13 protein-coding genes and 1 pseudogene are annotated in these 20,251 nt (G+C 75.7%); 5 read left to right on the top strand and 9 right to left on the bottom strand.

The window, feature by feature from the left end:
- Positions 1-23: 23 nt before the first annotated feature.
- The 6 genes and pseudogenes from ACTWM8_RS08020 to ACTWM8_RS07995 form a co-directional block, all read right to left on the bottom strand.
- The gene (locus ACTWM8_RS08020; RefSeq protein ID WP_446213249.1) at positions 24-287 is read right to left on the bottom strand and encodes a monovalent cation/H+ antiporter complex subunit F; all 264 of its coding nucleotides are present in this window, start codon (positions 285-287) and stop codon (positions 24-26) included.
- A complete protein-coding gene (locus ACTWM8_RS08015) occupies positions 284-871 on the bottom strand; it encodes a Na+/H+ antiporter subunit E (protein WP_446213248.1) in 588 nt (195 codons plus the stop codon). Before ACTWM8_RS08015 ends, ACTWM8_RS08020 begins: the two co-directional genes overlap by 4 nt.
- Positions 868-2,373, bottom strand: coding sequence for a Na+/H+ antiporter subunit D (locus ACTWM8_RS08010; RefSeq protein ID WP_446213247.1), 1,506 nt, complete (start codon positions 2,371-2,373; stop codon positions 868-870). The genes ACTWM8_RS08015 and ACTWM8_RS08010 overlap by 4 nt, the downstream gene beginning before the upstream one ends.
- Positions 2,370-2,852, bottom strand: coding sequence for a Na(+)/H(+) antiporter subunit C (locus tag ACTWM8_RS08005; protein WP_446213246.1), 483 nt, complete (start codon positions 2,850-2,852; stop codon positions 2,370-2,372). Before ACTWM8_RS08005 ends, ACTWM8_RS08010 begins: the two co-directional genes overlap by 4 nt.
- The gene (locus ACTWM8_RS08000) at positions 2,849-5,686 is read right to left on the bottom strand and encodes a Na+/H+ antiporter subunit A (RefSeq protein WP_446213245.1); all 2,838 of its coding nucleotides are present in this window, start codon (positions 5,684-5,686) and stop codon (positions 2,849-2,851) included. Before ACTWM8_RS08000 ends, ACTWM8_RS08005 begins: the two co-directional genes overlap by 4 nt.
- Before the next feature lie 235 nt (positions 5,687-5,921).
- Positions 5,922-6,279: pseudogene (locus tag ACTWM8_RS07995) on the bottom strand (hypothetical protein); the annotation flags it as partial.
- 219 nt (positions 6,280-6,498) lie between these two features.
- Here ACTWM8_RS07995 and ACTWM8_RS07990 point away from each other — a divergent pair.
- On the top strand, positions 6,499-11,082 hold the full coding sequence (locus ACTWM8_RS07990; protein WP_446214496.1) for an ATP-dependent helicase: 4,584 nt from the start codon (positions 6,499-6,501) through the stop codon (positions 11,080-11,082).
- Between the two features lie 505 nt (positions 11,083-11,587).
- Here the strand turns inward: ACTWM8_RS07990 and ACTWM8_RS07985 are convergent.
- Entirely contained in the window at positions 11,588-12,133 is a 546-nt protein-coding gene (locus ACTWM8_RS07985) for a hypothetical protein (protein ID WP_446213244.1), read from the bottom strand.
- Positions 12,134-12,233: 100 nt separating this feature from the next.
- Between ACTWM8_RS07985 and ACTWM8_RS07980 the strand changes: the two genes are divergently transcribed.
- Together ACTWM8_RS07980 and ACTWM8_RS07975 are read left to right on the top strand one after the other, a co-directional pair.
- Positions 12,234-13,022 carry an SAM hydrolase/SAM-dependent halogenase family protein gene (locus tag ACTWM8_RS07980; RefSeq protein WP_446213243.1) on the top strand — a complete coding sequence of 263 codons (789 nt, stop codon included), beginning with the start codon at positions 12,234-12,236 and terminating at the stop codon, positions 13,020-13,022.
- Between the two features lie 38 nt (positions 13,023-13,060).
- Positions 13,061-13,303: a CPCC family cysteine-rich protein gene (locus tag ACTWM8_RS07975; RefSeq protein WP_446213242.1), complete on the top strand. Its 243-nt coding sequence runs from the start codon at positions 13,061-13,063 to the stop codon at positions 13,301-13,303.
- Positions 13,304-13,426: 123 nt separating this feature from the next.
- On the opposite strand, the gene ACTWM8_RS07970 is transcribed toward ACTWM8_RS07975, so the two are convergent.
- On the bottom strand, positions 13,427-14,680 hold the full coding sequence (locus ACTWM8_RS07970; RefSeq protein ID WP_446213241.1) for a hypothetical protein: 1,254 nt from the start codon (positions 14,678-14,680) through the stop codon (positions 13,427-13,429).
- A gap of 108 nt (positions 14,681-14,788) precedes the next feature.
- On the opposite strand from ACTWM8_RS07970, the gene ACTWM8_RS07965 reads away from it, so the two are divergent.
- A complete protein-coding gene (locus ACTWM8_RS07965; protein ID WP_446213240.1) occupies positions 14,789-15,604 on the top strand; it encodes a zinc finger domain-containing protein in 816 nt (271 codons plus the stop codon).
- Positions 15,605-15,809: 205 nt separating this feature from the next.
- Positions 15,810-19,418, top strand: coding sequence for a hypothetical protein (locus ACTWM8_RS07960; protein WP_446213239.1), 3,609 nt, complete (start codon positions 15,810-15,812; stop codon positions 19,416-19,418).
- A gap of 32 nt (positions 19,419-19,450) precedes the next feature.
- Here the strand turns inward: ACTWM8_RS07960 and pspM are convergent, their stop codons facing one another.
- Positions 19,451-20,236 carry a phage shock envelope stress response protein PspM gene (gene pspM, locus ACTWM8_RS07955; RefSeq protein ID WP_154942792.1) on the bottom strand — a complete coding sequence of 262 codons (786 nt, stop codon included), beginning with the start codon at positions 20,234-20,236 and terminating at the stop codon, positions 19,451-19,453.
- Positions 20,237-20,251 lie beyond the last annotated feature (15 nt).

Genomic DNA, 20,251 nt, shown 5'->3' with positions numbered 1-20,251 from the left:
CAGCCGGGCCGGGGCCGGGCGCGTCACGCCTCCTCCCGGACGGCGAAGCGGACCAGCGCCACCGAGCCGACGAACCCGAGCAGCGAGAGCACCACCAGCACCGGCAGCGTGGTGGCGTGCCGATTGACCGCGGCCTCCGCCCCGACCGCGGAGAGCATGATCGCGAGCAGCAGGTCGGCGGCGATCACCCGGTCCAGCAGGGACGGGCCCCGGTAGATCCGGGCCAGCGCCAGCAGCGCGGTGACCGAGAGCAGCACGGTCAGGACGACGGTGAGGACGACGGTCATCTGGACCTCCGGTCGACAGGATCGGTGGCGAGCAGGCGCACCTCGGCGTCGGAGCCGATCGCCCGGACGACGCGTTCCTCGACGGCGAGGACCCGCTCCCGGCTGTCGGACAGGTCCTCCGGACGCCGGACGTCCAGGACGTGCACGTAGAGGACGCCCGCGTCCCGGTCGATCTCGAGGATCAGGGTGCCGGGGACCAGCGAGATCAGCTCGGCGGTGAGCGCCAGGTTGAGGTCCGTGCCCACCCGCAGGCGTACTCCGATGATCGCCCCGCGCGGCCGGTAGCCGGGGCGGACGGCGATCGCGGCGACGTGCACGCTGGCGGCGACCAGCTCGGCGACGAACGTCGCCAGCAGCACCAGCAGCGCCCGGGGCCGCAGCCGGCCGCCGAAGGAGACCGGCGGTAGCGGGAAGAACAGCAGCACCGCGACGCCGACCAGCGCCCCGCCGAGCAGGTTGCCCCAGGAGATCTCGCCCCAGAGCAGGTTCCAGACCGCGATCAGCCAGCCCAGGGCGATCGCCTGGTCGCGGCGGCGGCCGGCGCGCCTCTTCGGCGGTGACCCGGCGGCGTCCGGGGCGGTCACGGGGCACCGCCAGGCAGCACGGCCCGCACGTACGGGGTGCGCAGCCGCAGGTCGGCCGCGGCGTCGGCGGTGACGCGGAACAGCGGGCCGGCGGCGAGCGTGAACGTCAGGCCGAGCACCACCAGGGCGGCGGTGGCGCCCACCATCAGCTGCGGCAGCCGGACCACCGGTTCGTCGGTGGCCAGCCGGGGCGCCCGCCAGAACGCGATGTTCCACACCCGCGAGGCGGTGTAGAGGGTGAGCAGGCTGGTCGCCGTGCCGGCCGCGACCAGCACCCAGGGCAGCGGCCCGCCGACCGCCACGCCGGCCTGGAGCAGGCCGACCTTGCCGAGGAAGCCGGAGAAGGGCGGGACGCCGGCGAGGTTCATCGCCGGGACGAAGAAGAGCACCGCGAGCAGCGGGGCGATCCGGGCCAGGCCGCCGAGCCGGCGCAGGTCGGTACTGCCGGCGCGCTCCTCGACCAGCCCGGCGACGAGGAAGAGCGTGGTCTGGATGGTGATGTGGTGCACCACGTAGAAGATCGCGCCGGAGAGCGCGGCGGCGGTGCTCAGCGCCACCCCGTAGATCATGTAGCCGATGTGGCTGACCAGCGTGAACGAGAAGAGCCGCTTCATGTCCGACTGCGCCACCGCGCCGAGCACGCCGACCACCATGGTCAGCCCGGCCACCACCATGAGCAAGCCGGAGACCTGCCCGCCGGGGAAAAGCAACGTCTCGGTCCGGATGATCGCGTAGACGCCGACCTTGGTGAGCAGGCCGGCGAAGACCGCGGTCACCGGGGCCGGCGCGGTGGGGTAGCTGTCCGGCAGCCAGGCGGAGACCGGGAAGACCGCCGCCTTGATGCCGAAGGCGAGCAGCAGCATCAGCTGCAACCCCAGCCGTACGCCGTCCGGCAGCGCGTCGAGGCGGGTGGCGAGCTGGGCCATGTTGAGGGTGCCGGTGGCGGCGTACACCAGCCCGACCGCGACCAGGAAGATCATCGAGGAGAGGATGCCGACCACGACGTACGTCGAGCCGGTACGGATCCGGGCCTCGGTGCCGCCCAGGGTGATCAGCACGAAGCTGGCCGCCAGCAGCATCTCGAAGCCGACGAAGAGGTTGAACAGGTCCCCGGCGAGGAAGGCGTTGGTGATGCCGGCGGTCAGCACCAGGTAGGTCGGGTGGTAGATGCTCACCGGCGCGGACTCGCTGGTCTCGCTGCGGCCCTGGCCGATGGAGTAGATCAGCACGCAGAGGGTGACCGCCGAGGAGACCACCAGCATCAGCGCGGCCAACTGGTCGGCGACCAGCACGATCCCCACCGGCGCCCGCCACCCGCCCACCTGCGTCACCACCGGCCCGTGCCGGTACGCCTGCACCAGCAGCGCCACCGCGACGACCAGGTTGCCGGTGAGCGCGACCACGCTGACCGTGCGCTGCACCCGGGGCAGGTTGGCCAGGATCAGGGTCAGCGCGGCGCCGAGCAGCGGCACCACCACCGGCAGCGGCACGAGCCGGTTCACTGCCGCCCACCCCGTCCGCGCAGCCGGCGTCGGGCGGGCTCCGGGTCCACCTGCTCCGGGTCGCCGTCCGGCCCCTCCCCGCCGAGGTCGGCGTCGAGCACCTCGTTGCGCTCGGCGAGCTGCACGATCTGGCGGTCCTCCAGGTCGTCCTGCACCTCGTCGTCGCCGCTCAGATACCAGCTGCGGTAGGCGACCGCCGCGAGGAACGCGGTCAGCCCGAAGGTGATCACGATGGCGGTCAGCACCATGGCCTGGACCAGCGGGTCGCTGAACTCGGCCACCTCGGCGGTGCCGACCACCGGCGCCGCGCCGGACCGGCCGCCGAGCAGGATGAGCAGGTTCACCCCGTTGCCGAGCAGGATGACGCCGAGCAGGATCCGGGTCAGGCTGCGCTCCAGCAGCAGGGTCACCCCGGTGGCCGCGAGCACGCCGACGGCGAGCACCAGCACCAGGGTCGGCCCCGCGCCGCCCTGCCTCACCCCGACTCCCCCTCCCGCTCGACGACGAGCCCCCGCTGGGACCTGCCGGCCGCCTCGATGTGCCGGTCCACCTCGGCGCCGAGGCTGCGCAGGATGTCCAGCACCAGCCCGACCACGACCAGGTAGACGCCGACGTCGAAGAAGAGCGAGGTGACCAGGTACGGCTCGCCCAGCCAGGGCAGCGGCAGGTTCACCTTGGCGCTCTCCAGCACGTCGCCGGTGGTCAGCAGGGACACCACGCCGCCGCCTACGGAGATCGCCAGCCCGGCGCCGAGCACCGTGCCCGCGCCGACCGGGGCGCCCTCGGCCAGCTCGTACCGGCCGCCGGCGAGGTAGCGCAGGGCCAGCGCGAGGCTCGCCACCAGACCGCCGGCGAAGCCGCCGCCGGGAGCGTTGTGACCGGAGAAGAGCAGGAAGAACGAGAAGAGCACCATGGTGTGGAAGATCAGCCGGGTGACCACCTCGAAGACGATCGAGCGGCGCCGCTCCTGCAGGGTCGGGCCACCGCTGAGCCAGACCGGCCCGGTGTCCCGCCGGGGCGCCCGCGACGGTTCGCCCCGGCGCGGTCGAGGGCCGGTGCGGGACCGCTCGAAGATCAGGCTGGCCACCCCGGTCGCGGCCACCACCAGCACCGCGAGCTCGCCCATGGTGTCCCAGGCCCGGATGTCCACCAGGGTCACGTTGACCACGTTGCGGCCGTACCCCTCGACCACGGCGAGGTCGGGGAAGGCCAGCGAGATCGACGCGGCGGTCCGGGCGCCGGCGGCGACCAGGGCGAGGCCGGCGAGGACCACCCCGACGCCGACGCCGACCAGCCGCCGTGCCCACCGGCTGCGGCGCAGCGGCCGGGCGGAGAAGCGTTCCGGCAACCGGCGCAGCACCAGCACGAAGACGGCGATGGTCGCCGTCTCCACCAGGAACTGGGTGAGCGCCAGGTCGGGCGCGCCGTAGAGCACGAAGAGCATCGCGGTGCCGTAGCCGGTCACCCCGACCAGCAGCATCGCGGTCAGCCGCCGGCGGGCGCGGACCGCCAGCAGCGCCGCGACCGCGACGACGAGGGTGACCACCAGCTGCATCGGGCTGTCCCAGAGGGCGATCCGCTCGCGCCAGGGGCGGGCGGACAGCAGCGTCGCGCCGGGCACCAGCACCAGGGCGAGCAGCACCGCGCCCAGGTACTGCGGCAGGGCACCGCGCTGGGTGGCGCCGGTGACCTCGATGGCGAGCCGGTCGAAGCGGTGGGTGACCCACTCGTACCCCTGGTTGCCGCCGACCGGCGAGCGCAGCCGGGCCAGCGCGGGCGCGAGCGGGCCGCGCACCGCGTGCAGCACGTAGCCGCCGGCCAGCGCCACCGCCGACAGGCCGAGCGCGGGGGTCAGGCCGTGCCAGAGCGCCAGGTGCTCGTGCGGTGTGCCGAACAGCTCCGCGTACGGGCGCAGCGGCCCCTCCAGCCCGGCCACGGTGGGGCCGGCGACGAGCCCGCCCACGGCGAGCAGGGCCGGCGGCAGCAGCATCGGCACGGGCACCGGGTCGGGCTCGCTCGGCTCGACGTCCGGCCGGGTGGCGAAGGCCCCCCAGAGGAGCCGGATGCTGTACGCGACGGTGAGGGTGGTGCCGACGACCAGCCCGGCGAGTACGACCGGCCGCTCGGCGAGCGCGGCGAAGACCGCCTCCTTGCCGACGAAGCCGAGCAGCGGCGGCACCCCGGCCATCGAGGCGGCGGCGAGCGCGGCCACCGCGGCGAGCACCGGCGCCCGTCGCCCCAGGCCGGACAGTTCCCGCAGGTCACGGGTGCCCACCTCGTGGTCGATGATGCCGACGACGAGGAACAGCGCCGCCTTGAACAGGGCGTGCGCCAGCAGCATCACGACCCCGGCGAGCGCGGCGTCCGGGCTGCCGGCGCCGAGCACCACCGCCAGCAGCCCGAGCTGGCTGACCGTGCCGTACGCCAGCAGCAGCTTCAGGTCGCACTGCCGCAGCGCCGCCCAGCCGCCGGCGATCATCGTGACCAGGCCGAGGGTGAGCACCACCGGTCGCCACGGCCCGACGTCGGCCAGCACCGGGGCGAGCATTCCGATCAGGTAGATCCCCGCCTTGACCATGGCCGCCGCGTGCAGGTACGCGCTGACCGGCGTGGGTGCCGCCATCGCCACCGGCAGCCAGGCGTTGAACGGCACGATCGCCGACTTGGCGAGCGCGCCGGTCAGGATCAGCAGTACCGCGACGACCAGCGCGGCCCCGCCGGGCAACGGCGCGCCGGCGATCTCCGACCAGCGGTAGCTGCCCGCGTGCTGGCCGAGGATCAGGAAGCCGACCAGCATGGCCAGGCCGCCCAGGGTGGTGACGGTCAGCGCCTGGGCCGCCGCCCAGCGGCTGGCCCGCCGCTCGGTGCTGTGGCCGATCAGCAGGTAGGAGAAGACCGTGGTCAGCTCCCAGAAGACGTACAGCAGCAGCAGGTCGTCGGCGAGGACCAGGCCGAGCATCGCGCCGGCGAAGGCGACCAGCACCGCGACGAACCGGGCCAGGCCGGCGGAGTCGGGGGCGAAGTACCGGCCGCAGTAGATCAGCACCAGCGCGCCGACGCCGCCGACCAGCAGGGTCATCAGCCAGGACAGCGTGGTCAGCCGCAGCGCCACGTCGAAGTCGAGCTGATCGATCCAGTGGTAGGTCTCGACGACCGTGCCCCCGTCGCGGACCGTCGGCGTACGGGTCAGCGCCCAGCCGAACGCGGCGGCCGGCGCCAGCGCCAGCGGGTAACAGGCGCGCGGACCCCACCGCCGGACCAGCAGCGGCGCGGCGAGGGCCGCCGCCAGGTGGAGGAGCAGCAGTACGAGCACGCGTCCTCCCCGGTCGAGCTGGCGGCGCGCGCCGGGAGGAATGTCCCGGTCTGCACCGATCAGACGCCAGATCACCGGTCGATGGGCCGTTTTGCGGAAATCGCCCGCCGTCGCCGCGCTCCAAGGCGAAGGTGGCAGCTGCCCCCGGTGCTCCTGTCGGCTGATGTCGTGAACGACTCAGCCGCGCGGTTGACCCGCCCGGCAGGTCAGCGCAGCGCGACGTCGCCGGCCGGCACGGCGGCCTCCCGGGACGGCCGGTCCCGCCGGGTCTCCACCAGCAGGTCGGGGCGGCCGAGCTGCATGACGACCTTGTTGACCACGCGCTGGGCGGCGGCCAGCGACCGGACCGAGAGCAGGTTGCCCCGGCTCTCCCGGCGCAGGACGAAGTAGTGCACGGCGGCCCGCACCTGACCCCGATCGGCGGCGCTGGCCTGGGCGGTGGAGACGACCAGCTCGCGCAGCGAACGGGCGAGCCGCTCGGCGAGCTCCAGCTCGGGGCCGCGCAGACTGCCCCGGACGGCGGCGAGGTGACTGTCGACCTTCCGGATGAGCACGTCGGTGGCGGGCGCGAAGCCGGGCTCCTCGACGGTCATCCGATCCCCTCCACCCGACGCTGCGTTGCGAGTGAAGTTACTTTATGTTGCGCGTCACAAGCAAGCAGTTAGTTAAGACGTAACACGTCAAGCCGCTCATCCGACCCGTAAGCAGTCGCAGCCGGACAGACCGCGTCCGCCCCCGGCCGGATGTCACACCGACCGGGCAGGATGGAAGGCGTGACAGAGCAGGTGGGCGGGGCCGACGGCGCGCGGGTGATGGCCGGCTTCGGCGCGGCGACCCGGGAGTGGTTCACGGCCGCCTTCGCCGCGCCCACCCCGGCGCAGACCGGCGCCTGGCGGTCGGTGGCCGCCGGGCGCAACGCGCTGGTGGTCGCGCCGACCGGTTCCGGCAAGACGCTCGCCGCCTTCCTCTGGTCGCTGGACCGGCTGGCCAAGGAGCCGCCGCCCGCCGAGGCGCGGCAGCGCTGCCGGGTGCTCTACGTCAGCCCGCTCAAGGCGCTCGCGGTCGACGTCGAGCGCAACCTGCGCGCCCCGCTCGCCGGCATCCGCCAGGCGGCCACCCGACTCGGCGTCGCACCCCCGGAGATCACCGTCGGGATGCGCACCGGCGACACCCCCGCCGACGAGCGGCGGGCCTTCGCCCGCACCCCGCCGGACATCCTCATCACCACGCCGGAGTCGCTGTTCCTGCTGCTCACCTCCGCCGCCCGGGATTCGCTGCGCGGCGTCGAGACGGTGATCGTCGACGAGGTGCACGCGGTCGCCGGCACCAAGCGCGGCGCGCACCTGGCGCTCTCCCTGGAACGCCTCGACGAGCTGTTGGAGACCCCCGCCCAGCGGATCGGCCTCTCCGCCACGGTCCGGCCGATCGACGCGTGCGCCCGGTTCCTCGGCGGTGCCCGCCCGGTCGACGTGGTGCAGCCGGCCAGCGCCAAGACCATCGAGGTGAGCGTCCAGGTCCCGGTGGAGGACATGACCCGCCTCGACGAGCAGGAGCCGCCGGAGGACGACCTGGGCGGCCCGGGGCCGCGCCGGGCGTCGATCTGGCCGGCCGTCGAGGAACGGGTCTTCGCGCTGATCCGGGCGCACCGGTCGACCATCGTGTTCACCAACTCCCGGCGCAGCGCCGAACGGCTCTGCGCCCGCCTCAACGAGCTCGCCGCCGACGAGCTGGCCGCCGCGAGCGCCCCCGACGGCACGGCGGAGACGGGCTCCGAGGCGTGGGGCGGGCCGGTCGGGCCGCTGCGGGCCAACCGGCCGCCGGCCGAGGTGATGGCCCAGTCGGGCGCGGCGGTCGGCGCGCCGCCGGTGATCGCCCGCGCCCACCACGGCAGCGTGTCGCGCGAGGAGCGCAAGCACATCGAGGAGGCGCTCAAGTCCGGTCAGCTCCCCGCCGTGGTGGCCACCTCCAGCCTGGAGCTCGGCATCGACATGGGCGCGGTCGACCTGGTGGTGCAGATCGAGGCGCCGCCCAGCGTCGCGGCCGGCCTGCAACGGGTCGGCCGGGCCGGGCACCAGGTCGGCGCGGTCTCCCGGGGTGTGGTCTTCCCCAAGCACCGGGGCGACCTGCTCTCCTGCACCGTGGTCGCCGAGCGGATGGCCGAGGGTGCCATCGAGGAGCTGCACTACCCGCGCAACCCACTGGACGTGCTGGCCCAGCAGGTCGTCGCGATGGTGGCCCTGGAGCCGTGGCGGGTCGGCGACCTGGCCGTGCTGGTCCGCCGGGCCGCCCCCTTCGCCGAGCTGCCCGACTCCGCGCTGCACGCCGTGCTCGACATGCTCTCCGGGCGCTACCCGTCCACCGCCTTCGCCGAGCTGCGCCCCCGGCTGGTCTGGGACCGCGCCGCCGACGTGCTCACCGGCCGACCCGGTGCCCAGCGGCTGGCCGTGACCAGCGGCGGCACCATCCCCGACCGGGGGCTGTTCGGGGTCTTCCTGGCCGGCGCGGAACGCGCCGCCCGGGTCGGCGAGCTGGACGAGGAGATGGTCTACGAGTCGCGGGTCGGCGACGTCTTCCTGCTCGGCTCCTCCTCCTGGCGGATCGAGGAGATCACCCCCGACCGGGTGCTGGTCTCCCCCGCCCCCGGCCAGGCCGCCCGGATGCCGTTCTGGAAGGGCGACCAGCTCGGCCGGCCGGTGGAGCTGGGTCGGGCCATCGGCGCCCGGGTGCGGGCCCTGCTGCGGCAGAGCGACGAGACCGCGGTCGCCGCGCTGCGCGCCGGCGGGCTGGACGACTGGGCCGCCGGCAACCTGATGGCGTACCTGCGCGAGCAGAAGGCCGCGACCCGCTCGCTGCCGGACGACCGCACGGTGGTGGTCGAACGGTTCCGCGACGAGCTGGGCGACTGGCGGCTCGCGGTGCACAGCGTGCTCGGTGCCCGAGTCAACGGGCCGTGGGCGCTGGCCATCGGCCGCCGGCTCGCCGAGCGGTACGGAGTGGACGCCCAGGTCATGCCCTCGGACGACGGCATCGTGGTGCGGCTGCCCGACACCGCCGAGGAGCCGCCCGGCGCCGACGTGGTGGTCTTCGAGCCCGACGAGATCGCCCAGCTGGTCGAGGAGTCGGTCGGCACGTCCGCGCTCTTCGCGTCCCGGTTCCGCGAGTGCGCCGCTCGGTCGCTGCTGCTGCCCCGCCGCGACCCGCGCCGCCGCCAGCCGCTCTGGCAGCAGCGGCAGCGCGCCGCGCAACTGCTCGACGTCGCCCGCGAGTACGCCGACTTCCCGGTCACCCTGGAGGCCGCCCGGGAGTGCCTCCAGGACGTCTTCGACCAGCCGGCCCTGGCCGAGCTGATGCGCGACCTCACCGCCCGCAAGGTGCGCCTGGTCGAGGTGGAGACCGACCGACCGTCGCCGTTCGCCCGCTCACTGCTCTTCGGGTACGTCGGCGCCTTCCTCTATGAGGGGGACGCCCCACTCGCCGAGCGCCGGGCCGCCGCGCTCGCGCTCGACTCGGCCCTGCTCGGTGAGTTGCTCGGCCGGGTCGACCTGCGCGAGCTGCTGGACCCGGCGGTGCTTGCCGAGACCGAACGGCAGTTGCGCTGGCTCACCGAGCAGCGCCGGCCCCGCGACGCGGAGGACGTCGTCGAGCTGCTCCGGGTGGTCGGCGACCTCTCCGAGGCGGAGCTGGCCGAGCGGGGCGCGCCGCTGCCCTGGCTGACCGAGCTGGAGTCCGCCCGCCGGGTGCTGCGGGTCCGGGTCGCCGGCGAGGAACGCTGGGTGGTCGTCGAGGACGCCGCCCGGCTGCGGGACGCGCTCGGCGTGGCGCTGCCGGTCGGGGTGGCCGAGGCGTACCTGACGCCGGTGGCCGACCCGCTCGGCGACCTGGTCGCCCGGTACGCCCGCACCCACGGGCCGTTCGCGGCGGCGACCTGCGCCGCCCGGTTCGGGCTCGGGGTGTTCGTGGTGGAGCAGGCGCTGCGCCGGCTCGCCGCCACCGGGCGGGTGGTCTCCGGGGAGTTCGCCCCGGACACCGTCGGCACCCAGTGGTGCGACGCCGAGGTGCTGCGGCTGCTGCGCCGGCGCAGCCTGGCCGCGCTGCGCCGGGAGATCGAGCCGGTGCCGCCCCGGGCCCTCGCGGCGTTCCTGCCCCGCTGGCAGCAGGTCGGCTCGTCGGCGCGGGGCGTGGAAGCGCTGGCCGCCACCATCGAACAGGTGCAGGGGGCGGCGGTGCCGGCGTCCGCGCTGGAACGGCTGGTGCTGCCCGCCCGGGTCGCCGACTACTCCCCCGCCCAGCTCGACGAGCTCTGCGCCAGCGGCGAGGTGGTCTGGGCCGGCGCCGGGGCGATCTCCGGCGGGGACGGCTGGGTCACCCTCGCGTACGCGGACACCGCGCCGCTGCTGCTGCCGCCGCCGGACGAGGCGCTGACCCTCACCCCGCTGCACGAGGCGGTCCTCGACGCCCTCACCGAGGGGCAGGCGCTCTTCTTCCGCTCCCTGTCCGACCGGGTCGGCGCCACCGACGACGCGGCGCTGACCGGTGTGATCTGGGACCTGGTCTGGGCCGGCCACCTCACGAACGACACCCTCGCCCCACTGCGGGCCGTGCTCGGCGGCGGCGGGGCGCACCGGTCCCGGCCGTCCGCGCCGCGCACCCGCTACCGCCGGCCGGGCCGGGTCGCGCTGCCCACCCGGGGCGGCCCGCCGACCGTGGCCGGGCGCTGGTCCCGGCTGCCGGAGCGGGACACTGACCCGACCCGACGCTCCGCCGCGCTGGCCGACCTGCTGCTCGAACGGCACGGGGTGGTGACCCGGGGTGCGGTGATGGCCGAGCAGGTGGTCGGCGGCTTCGCCGCGGTCTACCCGGTGCTCTCCGCCTTGGAGGAGCGCGGCGCCGCCCGGCGCGGCTACTTCGTGGAGGGGCTGGGCGCGGCCCAGTTCGCCGTGCCCGGCGCGGTGGACCGGATCCGGGCGCTGGCCGACCCGGTCGACGGGGCGCGGGGCCGGGGCGGGCCGGCCGTGGTGCTCGCCGCCACCGACCCCGCCAACCCGTACGGGGCGGCGCTGCCCTGGCCGGAACGGGTGGTGGACTCCGGGGACGGGGCCGCCCCGGCGACCGGGCACCGGGCCGGGCGCAAGGCCGGCGCGCTGGTGGTGCTGGTGGACGGGGACCTGGTGCTCTACGTGGAGCGGGGCGGCCGGACGATCCTGTCGTTCACCGACGACGCCGAAGCCCTCGCCGCGGCCGGCAAGGCGCTCGCCGACGCGGTGCACTCCGGCGCGTTGGGGGCGATGTCGGTGGAGCGGGCCGACGGCGAGGCGGTGCGCTCCTCGCCGCTGCGCGACGCGCTGACCGCCGCCGGCTTCCGCGCCACCCCGCGCGGGCTGCGGCTACGCGGCTGACCCCGGGCTGTTGCGCCCTGCCACCGCGGTGCGACGGGCGGGGCGCTGCCACCGTTGCTTTCCCTGCCACCGCGGTGCGACGGGCGGGCCGCACCGCGCTGGTCTGCCGGCCCGGGCCGGCGGCCGACACGCTGGGCGACACCGTCACCGCAGCACTCCTCGACTGGTCCGGGCCGGCGGCGGTCGGCACGGCCGACGTGATACCTCAGCGGCATATCGATACCTCTGAGGCATCACGCTCACAGGAAGGTCCGCCGCCGGTGCAGGCTCGAACCGCTCACTTGCGTCCGGTTCGGACCGACCGCCAGGAGCAGGTCCGCCGCCGGCGCAGCCTTGAACTGGCTCCCCCGGCGTCCGGGGCGGACCGATCCGCCAGGAGCAGGCCCGCCGCCGGCGCAGGCTCGAACCGCTCACCGGGGTCCGGGGCGGACCGACCGCCAGGAGCAGGGCGCGGACCTCCCCGGTACCGGGCGTCCGGAACCAGGACGACACCCCGGCGCGGCGGTCAGCCCACCTTGGTGAGGACGTCGTTGTACCGCTTGCGCTCCGCCGCCCCGGTCTTCGTGCCCAGATAGCTGAGCACGACAGCACCCTTGCGGAAGGCGTCCGCACCCCAGACGTCCATCTGGTTGGTCGCGTTCGCCTCGTTGGGGAAGACGTACACCTTGACGGCGTCGGTGGTCAGCAGTTCGGCGCAGCCGATGCCGGCGCCGTCCGGTCCACAGTCGACCGTCCGGTTGCGCAGGTTGGTCACCTTCAGACCGGCCGCCTTGAAGGCGTCGACGACCTTCCGGGCGCCCGGGGTGCCGGCGGCCTTCGTCGGCATCCGGAACGCCGGGGTGGACGGGCTCTCCGACGGGGTACGGGGCGCCTTGTCGTCCGTCGGGGCGGCCGGGTCCTCGGGCGGCGGCGCCTCGCTGGTGGCCACGCCCTTCGGTGAACCGTTGGCCCAGGACGGGTCACCGGGCTCGGGGTCGCTGCCACAGGCGGCAAGCCCGAGGGTGAGCAGGATCGTCACGGCGGCCGGGAGGACACGAGCGCGTTTCGTCACCCCGGCAGTCTGCCCAACGCGGTGACCGGGCGGCACCGGCCGGTCGGCCGAGCGGCGTTCTCCGGTCAGTGCTACCCCCGCACCGGCTAGCCTGCTGCACATGGCCCCGACCGCCTGGATCTCGCTGACCACCGACTACGGCCTCACCGACGGGTTCGTGGCCGCCTGCCACGGGGTGATCGCCCGGCTCGCCCCGGCGGTACGGGTCGTCGACGTGACCCACCTGGTGCCGGCGGCCGACGTACGGCGCGGGTCGGCGGTGCTGGCGCAGACGGTGCCGTCCCTGCCGTACGCGGTGCACGTCGCCGTGGTCGACCCGGGCGTCGGCACGGCCCGGCGCGGGATCGCGCTGGTCACCCCGGGCGGGCTGCTGGTCGGGCCGGACAACGGCCTGCTGCTGGCCGCCGCCGAGGCCCTGGGCGGGCTCACCGCGGCCGTCGAGCTGACCAATCCGGAGTGGCTGGCCCCAGAGGTGTCCCGCACCTTCCACGGGCGGGACGTCTTCGCCCCGGTCGCGGCCCGGCTCGCCCTTGGCGCCCCGCCGGCCGACGCGGGGCCGCCGGTGGACCCGGCCACCCTGGTCCGCCTGCCCGAACCGGTGCTGCGGCGGGACGCCGACGGCTTCACCGCCGAGGTGCTGACCGTCGACCACTTCGGCAACGTCCAGCTCGCCGCCGGGGCCGACCTGCTGGCCACGGTGCCTCCCACCACGCGCGTGGCCGGGCGGGCCGCCGTCCGCGGCCGGACCTTCGCCGACGCGCCGGCCGGGGCGCTGGTGCTCTTCGTGGACTCCGCCGGCCTGCTGGCGGTGGCGGTGAACGGCGGCCGGGCGGCGGAACTGCTCGGGGTGGCGCCGGGCGACGTGGTCACGGTGTGCGGGCAGCGCTGACCCTGCCGCCGCGCCGTCCGGTGTGGAATGCTGCTCCGGTGGGTGAGCTCTGGGTACCGGTCGCCTGTCCCTGCTGCGCCGCGCGGACCGGCGGGGGCACCTGCCCGGTGTGCTTCTGGACCGACGACGGTCAGGCCGACGCGGACGCCGAGGAGGTGCGCGGCGGCCCGAACGGCGACCTCAGCCTCAGCCACGCCCGGCTGAACTTCGCCGTCTACGGCGCCAGCCACCCCCGCTACCAGGACATGGTCCGCGCACCCCACCCCGACGAGCGGCCCTGACGGGAGGGCTGACCGCACGGCCCTGACCGGGCGACCTGCACCGGGCGGCCCGGGCGACCCGCACCGGGCAAGTGGAGCGCGCGGACCGGCGGGACGTCCGCGCCCCGCCGGTCCTGAGCCGGGTCAGCAGAGCGACACGGTCCCGCCGTACACGGCAGAGATGTACGCGTGGCTGACGTACTGGCCGCCGGCCAGCCGGTTCCACCGGTTGGTGGTGCGGTACGGCCCGGTCACCGTCTGCCCGACGACGTAGCACTGGATCGGCACGTTGGCGTACCTGGCGGCGAGCCCGCGCACGCCGTACCCGGTGCCGGGTCCGGTACGGACGTTGAGCGGCCCGTCGCCGACCACGCCCCGGGGTCCGGTCCCGGTCCACAGGTACGCCACGTCGACCCAGGCGTTGTCGGTCAGCAGCAGACCGTCCCAGAGCGTGCCGTCGGCCAAGTCGATGCCGGACGGGTTGCGCACGGTGCGCCCGAACTGGTCCCGCCCGCCGTTGTAGCCCGACTGGTACGCCGCCTGCGCCTCCGGCCGCCCCTGCGGCAGGTCCTTCCAGTTCTCCCGGACCGCGCTGGGGTTCCAGTAGTCGTCCCGGGTGTTCCACGGCCCGACGTCCCAGACCGGGGCGTACTCGCAGCGGCTGCCGCTGGTGGTGCAGACCCGCACCGTGTAGTCGCCGGTGTTGAGCGGGGAGAGCCCGCGCCGGCTGGGCAGCGCCACGAAGTGGTCCCGGGCCTGGATGATCCGGCCGTTGGCGGTCTGCCCGCCGACCGACCCCTCGCGGGTGGCGAAGACCCGGTAGACGAGGCCGGCGGTGGCGGCCGACACGGTGGCGACGGTGTCGGCGGTGAGCTCGACGGCGCGTACCGACGCGGTGGCGCGGGGGTCGCGGGCGGTAAGCAGCACCCGGGTCTGGACCCGGATGACCGGCCGGTCGAAGACCGCGCCCGCGCCGGTGGCCTCCCGCCACTCGGTCCAGCCGGCGGCCCGCCAGCCCCGCACCTGGGCCTGCACCCCGCCGCCCCCCGCCACCTCTGCGGTGACCTGGGCGCGTACCCGGCTGGCCGGGCGGGCCAGGGTGCGCGGAGCGGCGAGCAGGGCGCCCTCCGCGACCGGCCCGCCGACGGCGGCGGGGCGGGTGCGGGCGGACGGCCGGGTGTCGGCGAGCCGGAGTCGGCCGGCGCTCCACCGGACGTTGACGTCGTCGCCGCTGGCGACGGCGAGGTCCGCGGACCAGCGCTCGACGCCCGGCGCGGCGGCGGCGGGAACGTCCGCTGGAGCGGCGAGCGCGGCGGCGGGGATGAGACTCGCGGCGGCGGTGGCGGTCAGCACGCCCGCGAGCAGGGAGGACAGGGTACGAGATGGGGGACAGCCCACGGCATTCTCCTCAGAACCTCCTGATAGTGCATTTTCAAGACATGAAGGGGAAGCACCGTACAAATAGCGACACATGCGAATTCGGCTCGGCCGAGGGAGGATGGTGGGGTGCCCGAAGGCGACACCGTCTGGAACACCGCCCGCGTCCTGCACCGGGCGCTGGCCGGCGCTGCCCTGACCGGCAGCGACTTCCGGGTGCCGCAGCTGGCCACCAGCGACCTCACCGGGTGGACGGTGCGCGAGTCGGCCAGCCGCGGCAAGCACCTGCTGCTGCGCCTGGCCGCGCCCGAGGGGCGGTCGGACGTCCGGCACTGGACGCTGCACTCGCACTTGCGGATGGACGGCGCCTGGCGGGCGTACGCGCCGGGGGAGCGCTGGGGGGCGCGGCCCGCGCACCTGATCCGGGTGGTGCTGCGCGCCCCGAGCGCGGTGGCCGTCGGCTACCACCTGCACGAGCTGGCCCTGCTGCCGACGGCCGAGGAGGAGTCCCTGGTGGGGCACCTCGGCCCCGACCTGCTCGGCCCGGACTGGGATGCGCCCGAGGCGGTCCGCCGGCTCGCCGCCCACCCGGAGGCCACCATCGGCGAGGCGCTGCTGGACCAGCGCAACCTCGCCGGGGTGGGCAACCTCTACAAGTGCGAGGTGCTCTTCCTGCGCGGCGTCTCGCCGTGGACCCCGGTCGGGGCGGTGCCCGACCTGGCCGGCACGGTGGCGCTGGCCCAGCGGCTGCTCGCGGCCAACCGGGGCCGCTGGACGCAGAGCACCACCGGCTCGCTGCACCGGGGCGGGACCAGCTACGTCTACGGCCGGCGCGCGCAGCCCTGCCGGCGCTGCGGCACGGCCATCCGCAAGGAGGAGCTGGGCGAGCGGGTCACCTACTGGTGCCCGAGGTGCCAGCTGGCACCCGACCCGGCACAGCCCTGACCCGACACAGCCCTAACGCGACACAGCCCTGACCCGACACGCCCGTCCGACAGGGACACGTACCGGATTGGGACGATTGGGTAGTTCCTAACCGGCCTCCCAGGTCGCATGCTGCGGTTGAGTGCTCACCGCTCGTCACTGCCGGGCGCGACCACCCGCCACGTCGAGGTGGCGGCCGTCGTGCCCCCAGGCCCCGGGGAGAGCCATGGCCCTGTTCCGCAGACTGCGTTCCAGCTGGCCGGTCCGCGCGGTCCGCACCGACCGCGTCGGTGGACCGACGGTGCCGGCGGCGCGTACCGGCGAGCCGGCCGGACCGGCGCCGGCCAGCCTGGACCCGGCCGCCGTCCCACGCTGCTTCGGGCCGGTACCGAACTTCGCGCACAGCCCACTGCCGACGCTCGACGGACACGGCCGCGTGGTGCCGGGCACCGGCATCCGCAAGTTCGTCGACGCGCTGCCGCTGCCCGGCCCCCTCGGGCGCAACGGGCTGGGCGCGCACCTGCCCGTCGCCGTGCCGGACACCATCAGCTACCCGGGCTGCGACTACTACGAGATCGGCCTCTGCGAGTACACCCAGCGGCTGCACCGCGACCTGCCCACCACCCGGCTGCGCGGCTACCGGCAGCTCAACCTCGGCACCGACCTCGACGGGCACAACACTGTCGCCCCGCCGGAACGGCCGTACCACCTGGGGCCGATGATCGTCGCGCGGCGGGGGCGGCCGGTACGGGTCAAGTTCATCAACCAGCTGCCCACCGGGCGGGCCGGCGAGCTCTTCCTCCCGGTCGACACCACCCTGGACGGTGCCGGCATCGGGCCGCTGGACGGGCCGGCGCCGTACCCGCAGAACCGGGCCGTGCCGCACCTGGCCGGCGCGCAGACCGGCTGGACCAGCGCCGGGAACCCGTGGCAGTGGGTGACGCCGGCGGGCGAGATCACCCCGTACCCGAACGGGCCGGGACTGAGCCACGTGCCGGACATGCCGCCCCCCGGCCTGGGCGCCACCACGCTCTACTTCCCGAACGAGCAGAGCGGGCGGCTGATGTGGCTGCACGACAACACCCTCGGGATGTCCCGGTTGACCGTCTACTCCGGACAACTGGCCCCCTACCTGCTCACCGACCCGGCCGAGGAGCGGCTGGCGGCCGACGGGGTGCTCCCCGCCGAGCAGTGTCCGCTGGTGATCCAGGACAAGACGTTCGTCCCCGACGACGCCCAGCTCGCCGCCGAGGACCCGACCTGGGACCGGGACCGGTGGGGTGCCCGGGGCAACCTCTGGCACCCGCACGTCTACCAGCCCCGGCAGAACCCGTACGTCGCCTCCGGGCGCAACCCGACCGGGCGGTGGGACTACGGCCCCTGGGTACCCGGTTCGGGCGGTGACGACCCGCTCTGGGTCGGCCCGGTGGACAATCCGCACCACGACCCGGTGGCCGCTCCGGAGGAGCCGCCCCGGGCGCCGGGCCTGCCCCACCCGAGCGCGGTGCCCGAGGCGTACGGGGACACCGCGCTGGTCAACGGGGTCGCGTACCCGTACCTGAGGGTGCAGCCGAAGGCGTACCGGTTCCGGATCCTCAACGCCTGCGCCGACCGCAGCCTCAACCTGGCGCTCTACCGGGCCCGCTCGGACGCCGCGATGTGGCACCCGGACGGCGCGCTGGCCGACGCCGGGGCCGGCGAGGTGCCGATGGTGGAGGCGATGCGTGCCTCGGGACGGCCCCCCGACTGGCCCACCGACGGGCGGGACGGTGGCGTGCCCGACCCCCGGGCGGCCGGGCCCCGCATGATCCGGATCGGCAACGAGTGCGGCCTGCTCCCCGCGCCGGTGGTGGTGCCGAACCGGCCGGTCGGCTACCGCTACGACCGGCGCGACCCGACCGTGCTCAACGTGGACACCCACGCGCTGCTGCTCGCCCCCGGCGAACGGGCCGACGTGGTGGTGGACTTCTCCACCGTCCCGCCCGGCGGCACGCTGATCCTCTACAACGACGCCCCGGCCCCGCTGCCCTGCTTCGACCCCCGCTACGACCAGCACACCGACGCCCGGGACCGCAGCGCCGAGGGCGGCGTCGCCGGCACCCGCCCCGGGTACGGCCCGAACACCCGCACCCTGCTCCAGTTCCGGGTGGCCGGCACCCCGGCCGAGCCGTACGACCTGGGCCGGCTGGTCGAGCGGCTGCCCGGGGCGTACGCGGCCAGCCAGCGACCGCCGATCGTGCCGCAGCCGGAGTACGACGCTGCGTTCGGCACCCGTACCGCCGGGCGGACACTGGTGCCGGTGCACGCCACCGCGGTCAGCTTCACCCCGGCCGGCGCCACCGCCCCGGTGAGCCTGCCGATCGTGGTGAAGACGGTCGGGCAGGTCTTCGAGCCGGGGCACGGCCGGCAGGCCGGACGGCTCGGCGTCGCCCACCCGCACGGGGGGCCGCTCGGCCCGGCGTCCCTGCCGCTGGGCCCGGCCGACCCGGCGACCGAGGTGCTGGTCGCCGCCGAGCCGGACGGTCCCCCGGGCGCGGCGGCCGACGGCACCCAGGTGTGGCGGATCAGCGGCACCGGCCGGCAGACGCACGTGGTGCGGATCAGCGGCTGCGACGTGCAGCTGGTCAACCGGGTCGGCTGGGACGGCACCGTCCGGCCCCCGGACGGCGGGGAACTGGGCTGGAAGGAGACCATCCGGGTGAACCCCGCCGAGGACGTGGTGGTCGCGCTGCGCCCGGTGGTGCCCCCGTTGCCGTTCAAGATCGGCGACAGTCTCCGGCTGCTCGACCCGACCCGCCCGGCCGGCGCCCGGGTCGGCTCCACCCCGGTGAGCCCGCTCGACGGGCGCCCGGCGACGGTGGTCAACCAGCTGGTCAACCTGGGCTGGGAGTACCGCTGGTCCAGCGGCGCGGCCGGCCACCGCGACTTGGGGATGAGCCGGCCGCTGGTGCTGCGGGTCTCGCCCCGGGGGCCGAGCGGGCTCACCGCGACGCCGATGCCCGGCTCGGCGACGGCGCTGCCGGCGATCGCCCTCGCCTGGACCGGCAACGGCAGCCGCCCGCCGGCCAGCAGCCATCTGCTCCAGCGGGCCACCGACCCGGCCTTCACCGAGGGGCTGACCACGATCACCGTGGCGGCCACCGCCACCCGGTACACCGACGCGACGGTCACCCCCGGCGTCACCTACCACTACCGGATCCGGGCGGAGAACGCGGTGAGCTGCTCGGCCTGGTCCAACAGCGCCCCCGCGTCGGTACGGCTCAGCGCGCCGACCGGGATCGCCGCCGCCGTCCCGCCGGCCGCGCCGCTGCGGATCGCGCTGCGCTGGACGAACCGCTCCTTCGCCACCGGGATCGACGTGCAGCGGGCCACCAACCCCACCTTCACCAGCGGGCCGGCCACCACCGCCGTCGGCGTGGCGGACAACCACCTCGACCCGGCCGTCGCCCCGGACACCACGTACTACTACCGGGTGCGCACCACGTACCTCGGCGCGGCGTCGCCGTGGTCGACGGTGGCCACGGTGACCACCCCGCGGGCTCCGACGGTGCCGACCGGGGTGACCGCCACCCCGAGCGCCCCCGCGCCGGACACGGCCACGGTGGTGCTGAACTGGGCGGCGGGTACGCCGAACGGGCCGGGCGCGGGCTTCACCGTGCAGCGGGCGCTCGACCCGTCGTTCACCCGGGAGGTGGCCACCTTCACCGTCACCGGCCGGGGCTTCACCAACACCGGGCTGGCCCGGGGCGTGACGTACCACTACCGGATCCGCTCGTTCAACGTGGTGGGCAGCTCGCCGTTCACCGGGCCGATCCCGGTCACCACGCCGGACTGATCCGCCCGGGCAGCGGTGCCCGGGCGGGCCGGTCAGCGGGTGGGGGCGCGCAGTGGCTCGCCGACGGCGCGCAGCTCGGCCAGGGCCGACGCCACGCCGTGCAGCAGATCGGTCGCCTCGGTCAGCCGGGAGGCGGCCGGGTGCTCGGTGCTGGGGCGGGCGTCCTCGGCGACGTAGCCGGCCGCCGCCGCCACCAGCCCCTCGTACGCGGCCACCCCGCTGTCGAGCTGGCCGATCAGCGTCCGGTGCGCCTCGGCGAGGCGGGGCCGGGCCTCGGCCGGGGCCAGCTTGAGGGCGCGTTCCACGCTGGCCGCCCGGCCGGCCAGGTCACGCAGCGAGCGGTCGGCCGCGGCGGCCTCCAGCACCGCCGGCTCGGCCAGCCCGGTCAGCCGGGGCGCCATCCCGGCGAGGGTGAGCGCCGCCCGGTCCAGCCGGGCCCACGCCTGCGCGGCGGTGGTGCCGCGCAGCGCCAGCCGGGACCGGACCCGGCGCACCTCGGCCAGCACGCCCGGGCCGACGGGAAGGCGCTCCACGGCGGCGACCAGCCGGGCCCGGGAGCGGGCGGCGGCCTCGGCCGGGTCGAGGGCGGGCGGCGCGGGTCGGGCGGCGAGGGCCCGCAGGTCGACCCAGCGCCAGGCGGCCAGCGCCACCGCGCTGCCCGCGGCGCCGGCCCAGGCCGCGTCGGGCAGCCCGAGCCCGGCGTACGGGGTCAGCACCGCCGCCGCGCCGCCGAGCCCACCGGCCAGGACGCTCCACCGTCGGGCGGAACGCCGCAACCGGCGCAGCCGACGGAAGTGTCGTGCTCGCTCGTCCGCCACCCGTACCTCCTCGTG

It is taken from the genome of Micromonospora sp. IBSANI012 (assembly GCF_052814045.1).
Note: the sequence above shows the minus strand (reverse complement) of the source record. Positions and strands in the feature narration are given on the sequence as shown.

Coding starts and splice junctions, on each gene's coding strand:
- ACTWM8_RS07990 (WP_446214496.1), top strand. CDS start 6,499: ATGGCCGGCTTCGGCGCGGCGACCCGGGAGTGGTTCACGGCCGCCTTC.
- ACTWM8_RS07980 (WP_446213243.1), top strand. CDS start 12,234: ATGGCCCCGACCGCCTGGATCTCGCTGACCACCGACTACGGCCTCACC.
- ACTWM8_RS07960 (WP_446213239.1), top strand. CDS start 15,810: ATGGCCCTGTTCCGCAGACTGCGTTCCAGCTGGCCGGTCCGCGCGGTC.
- ACTWM8_RS08020 (WP_446213249.1), bottom strand. CDS start 287: ATGACCGTCGTCCTCACCGTCGTCCTGACCGTGCTGCTCTCGGTCACC.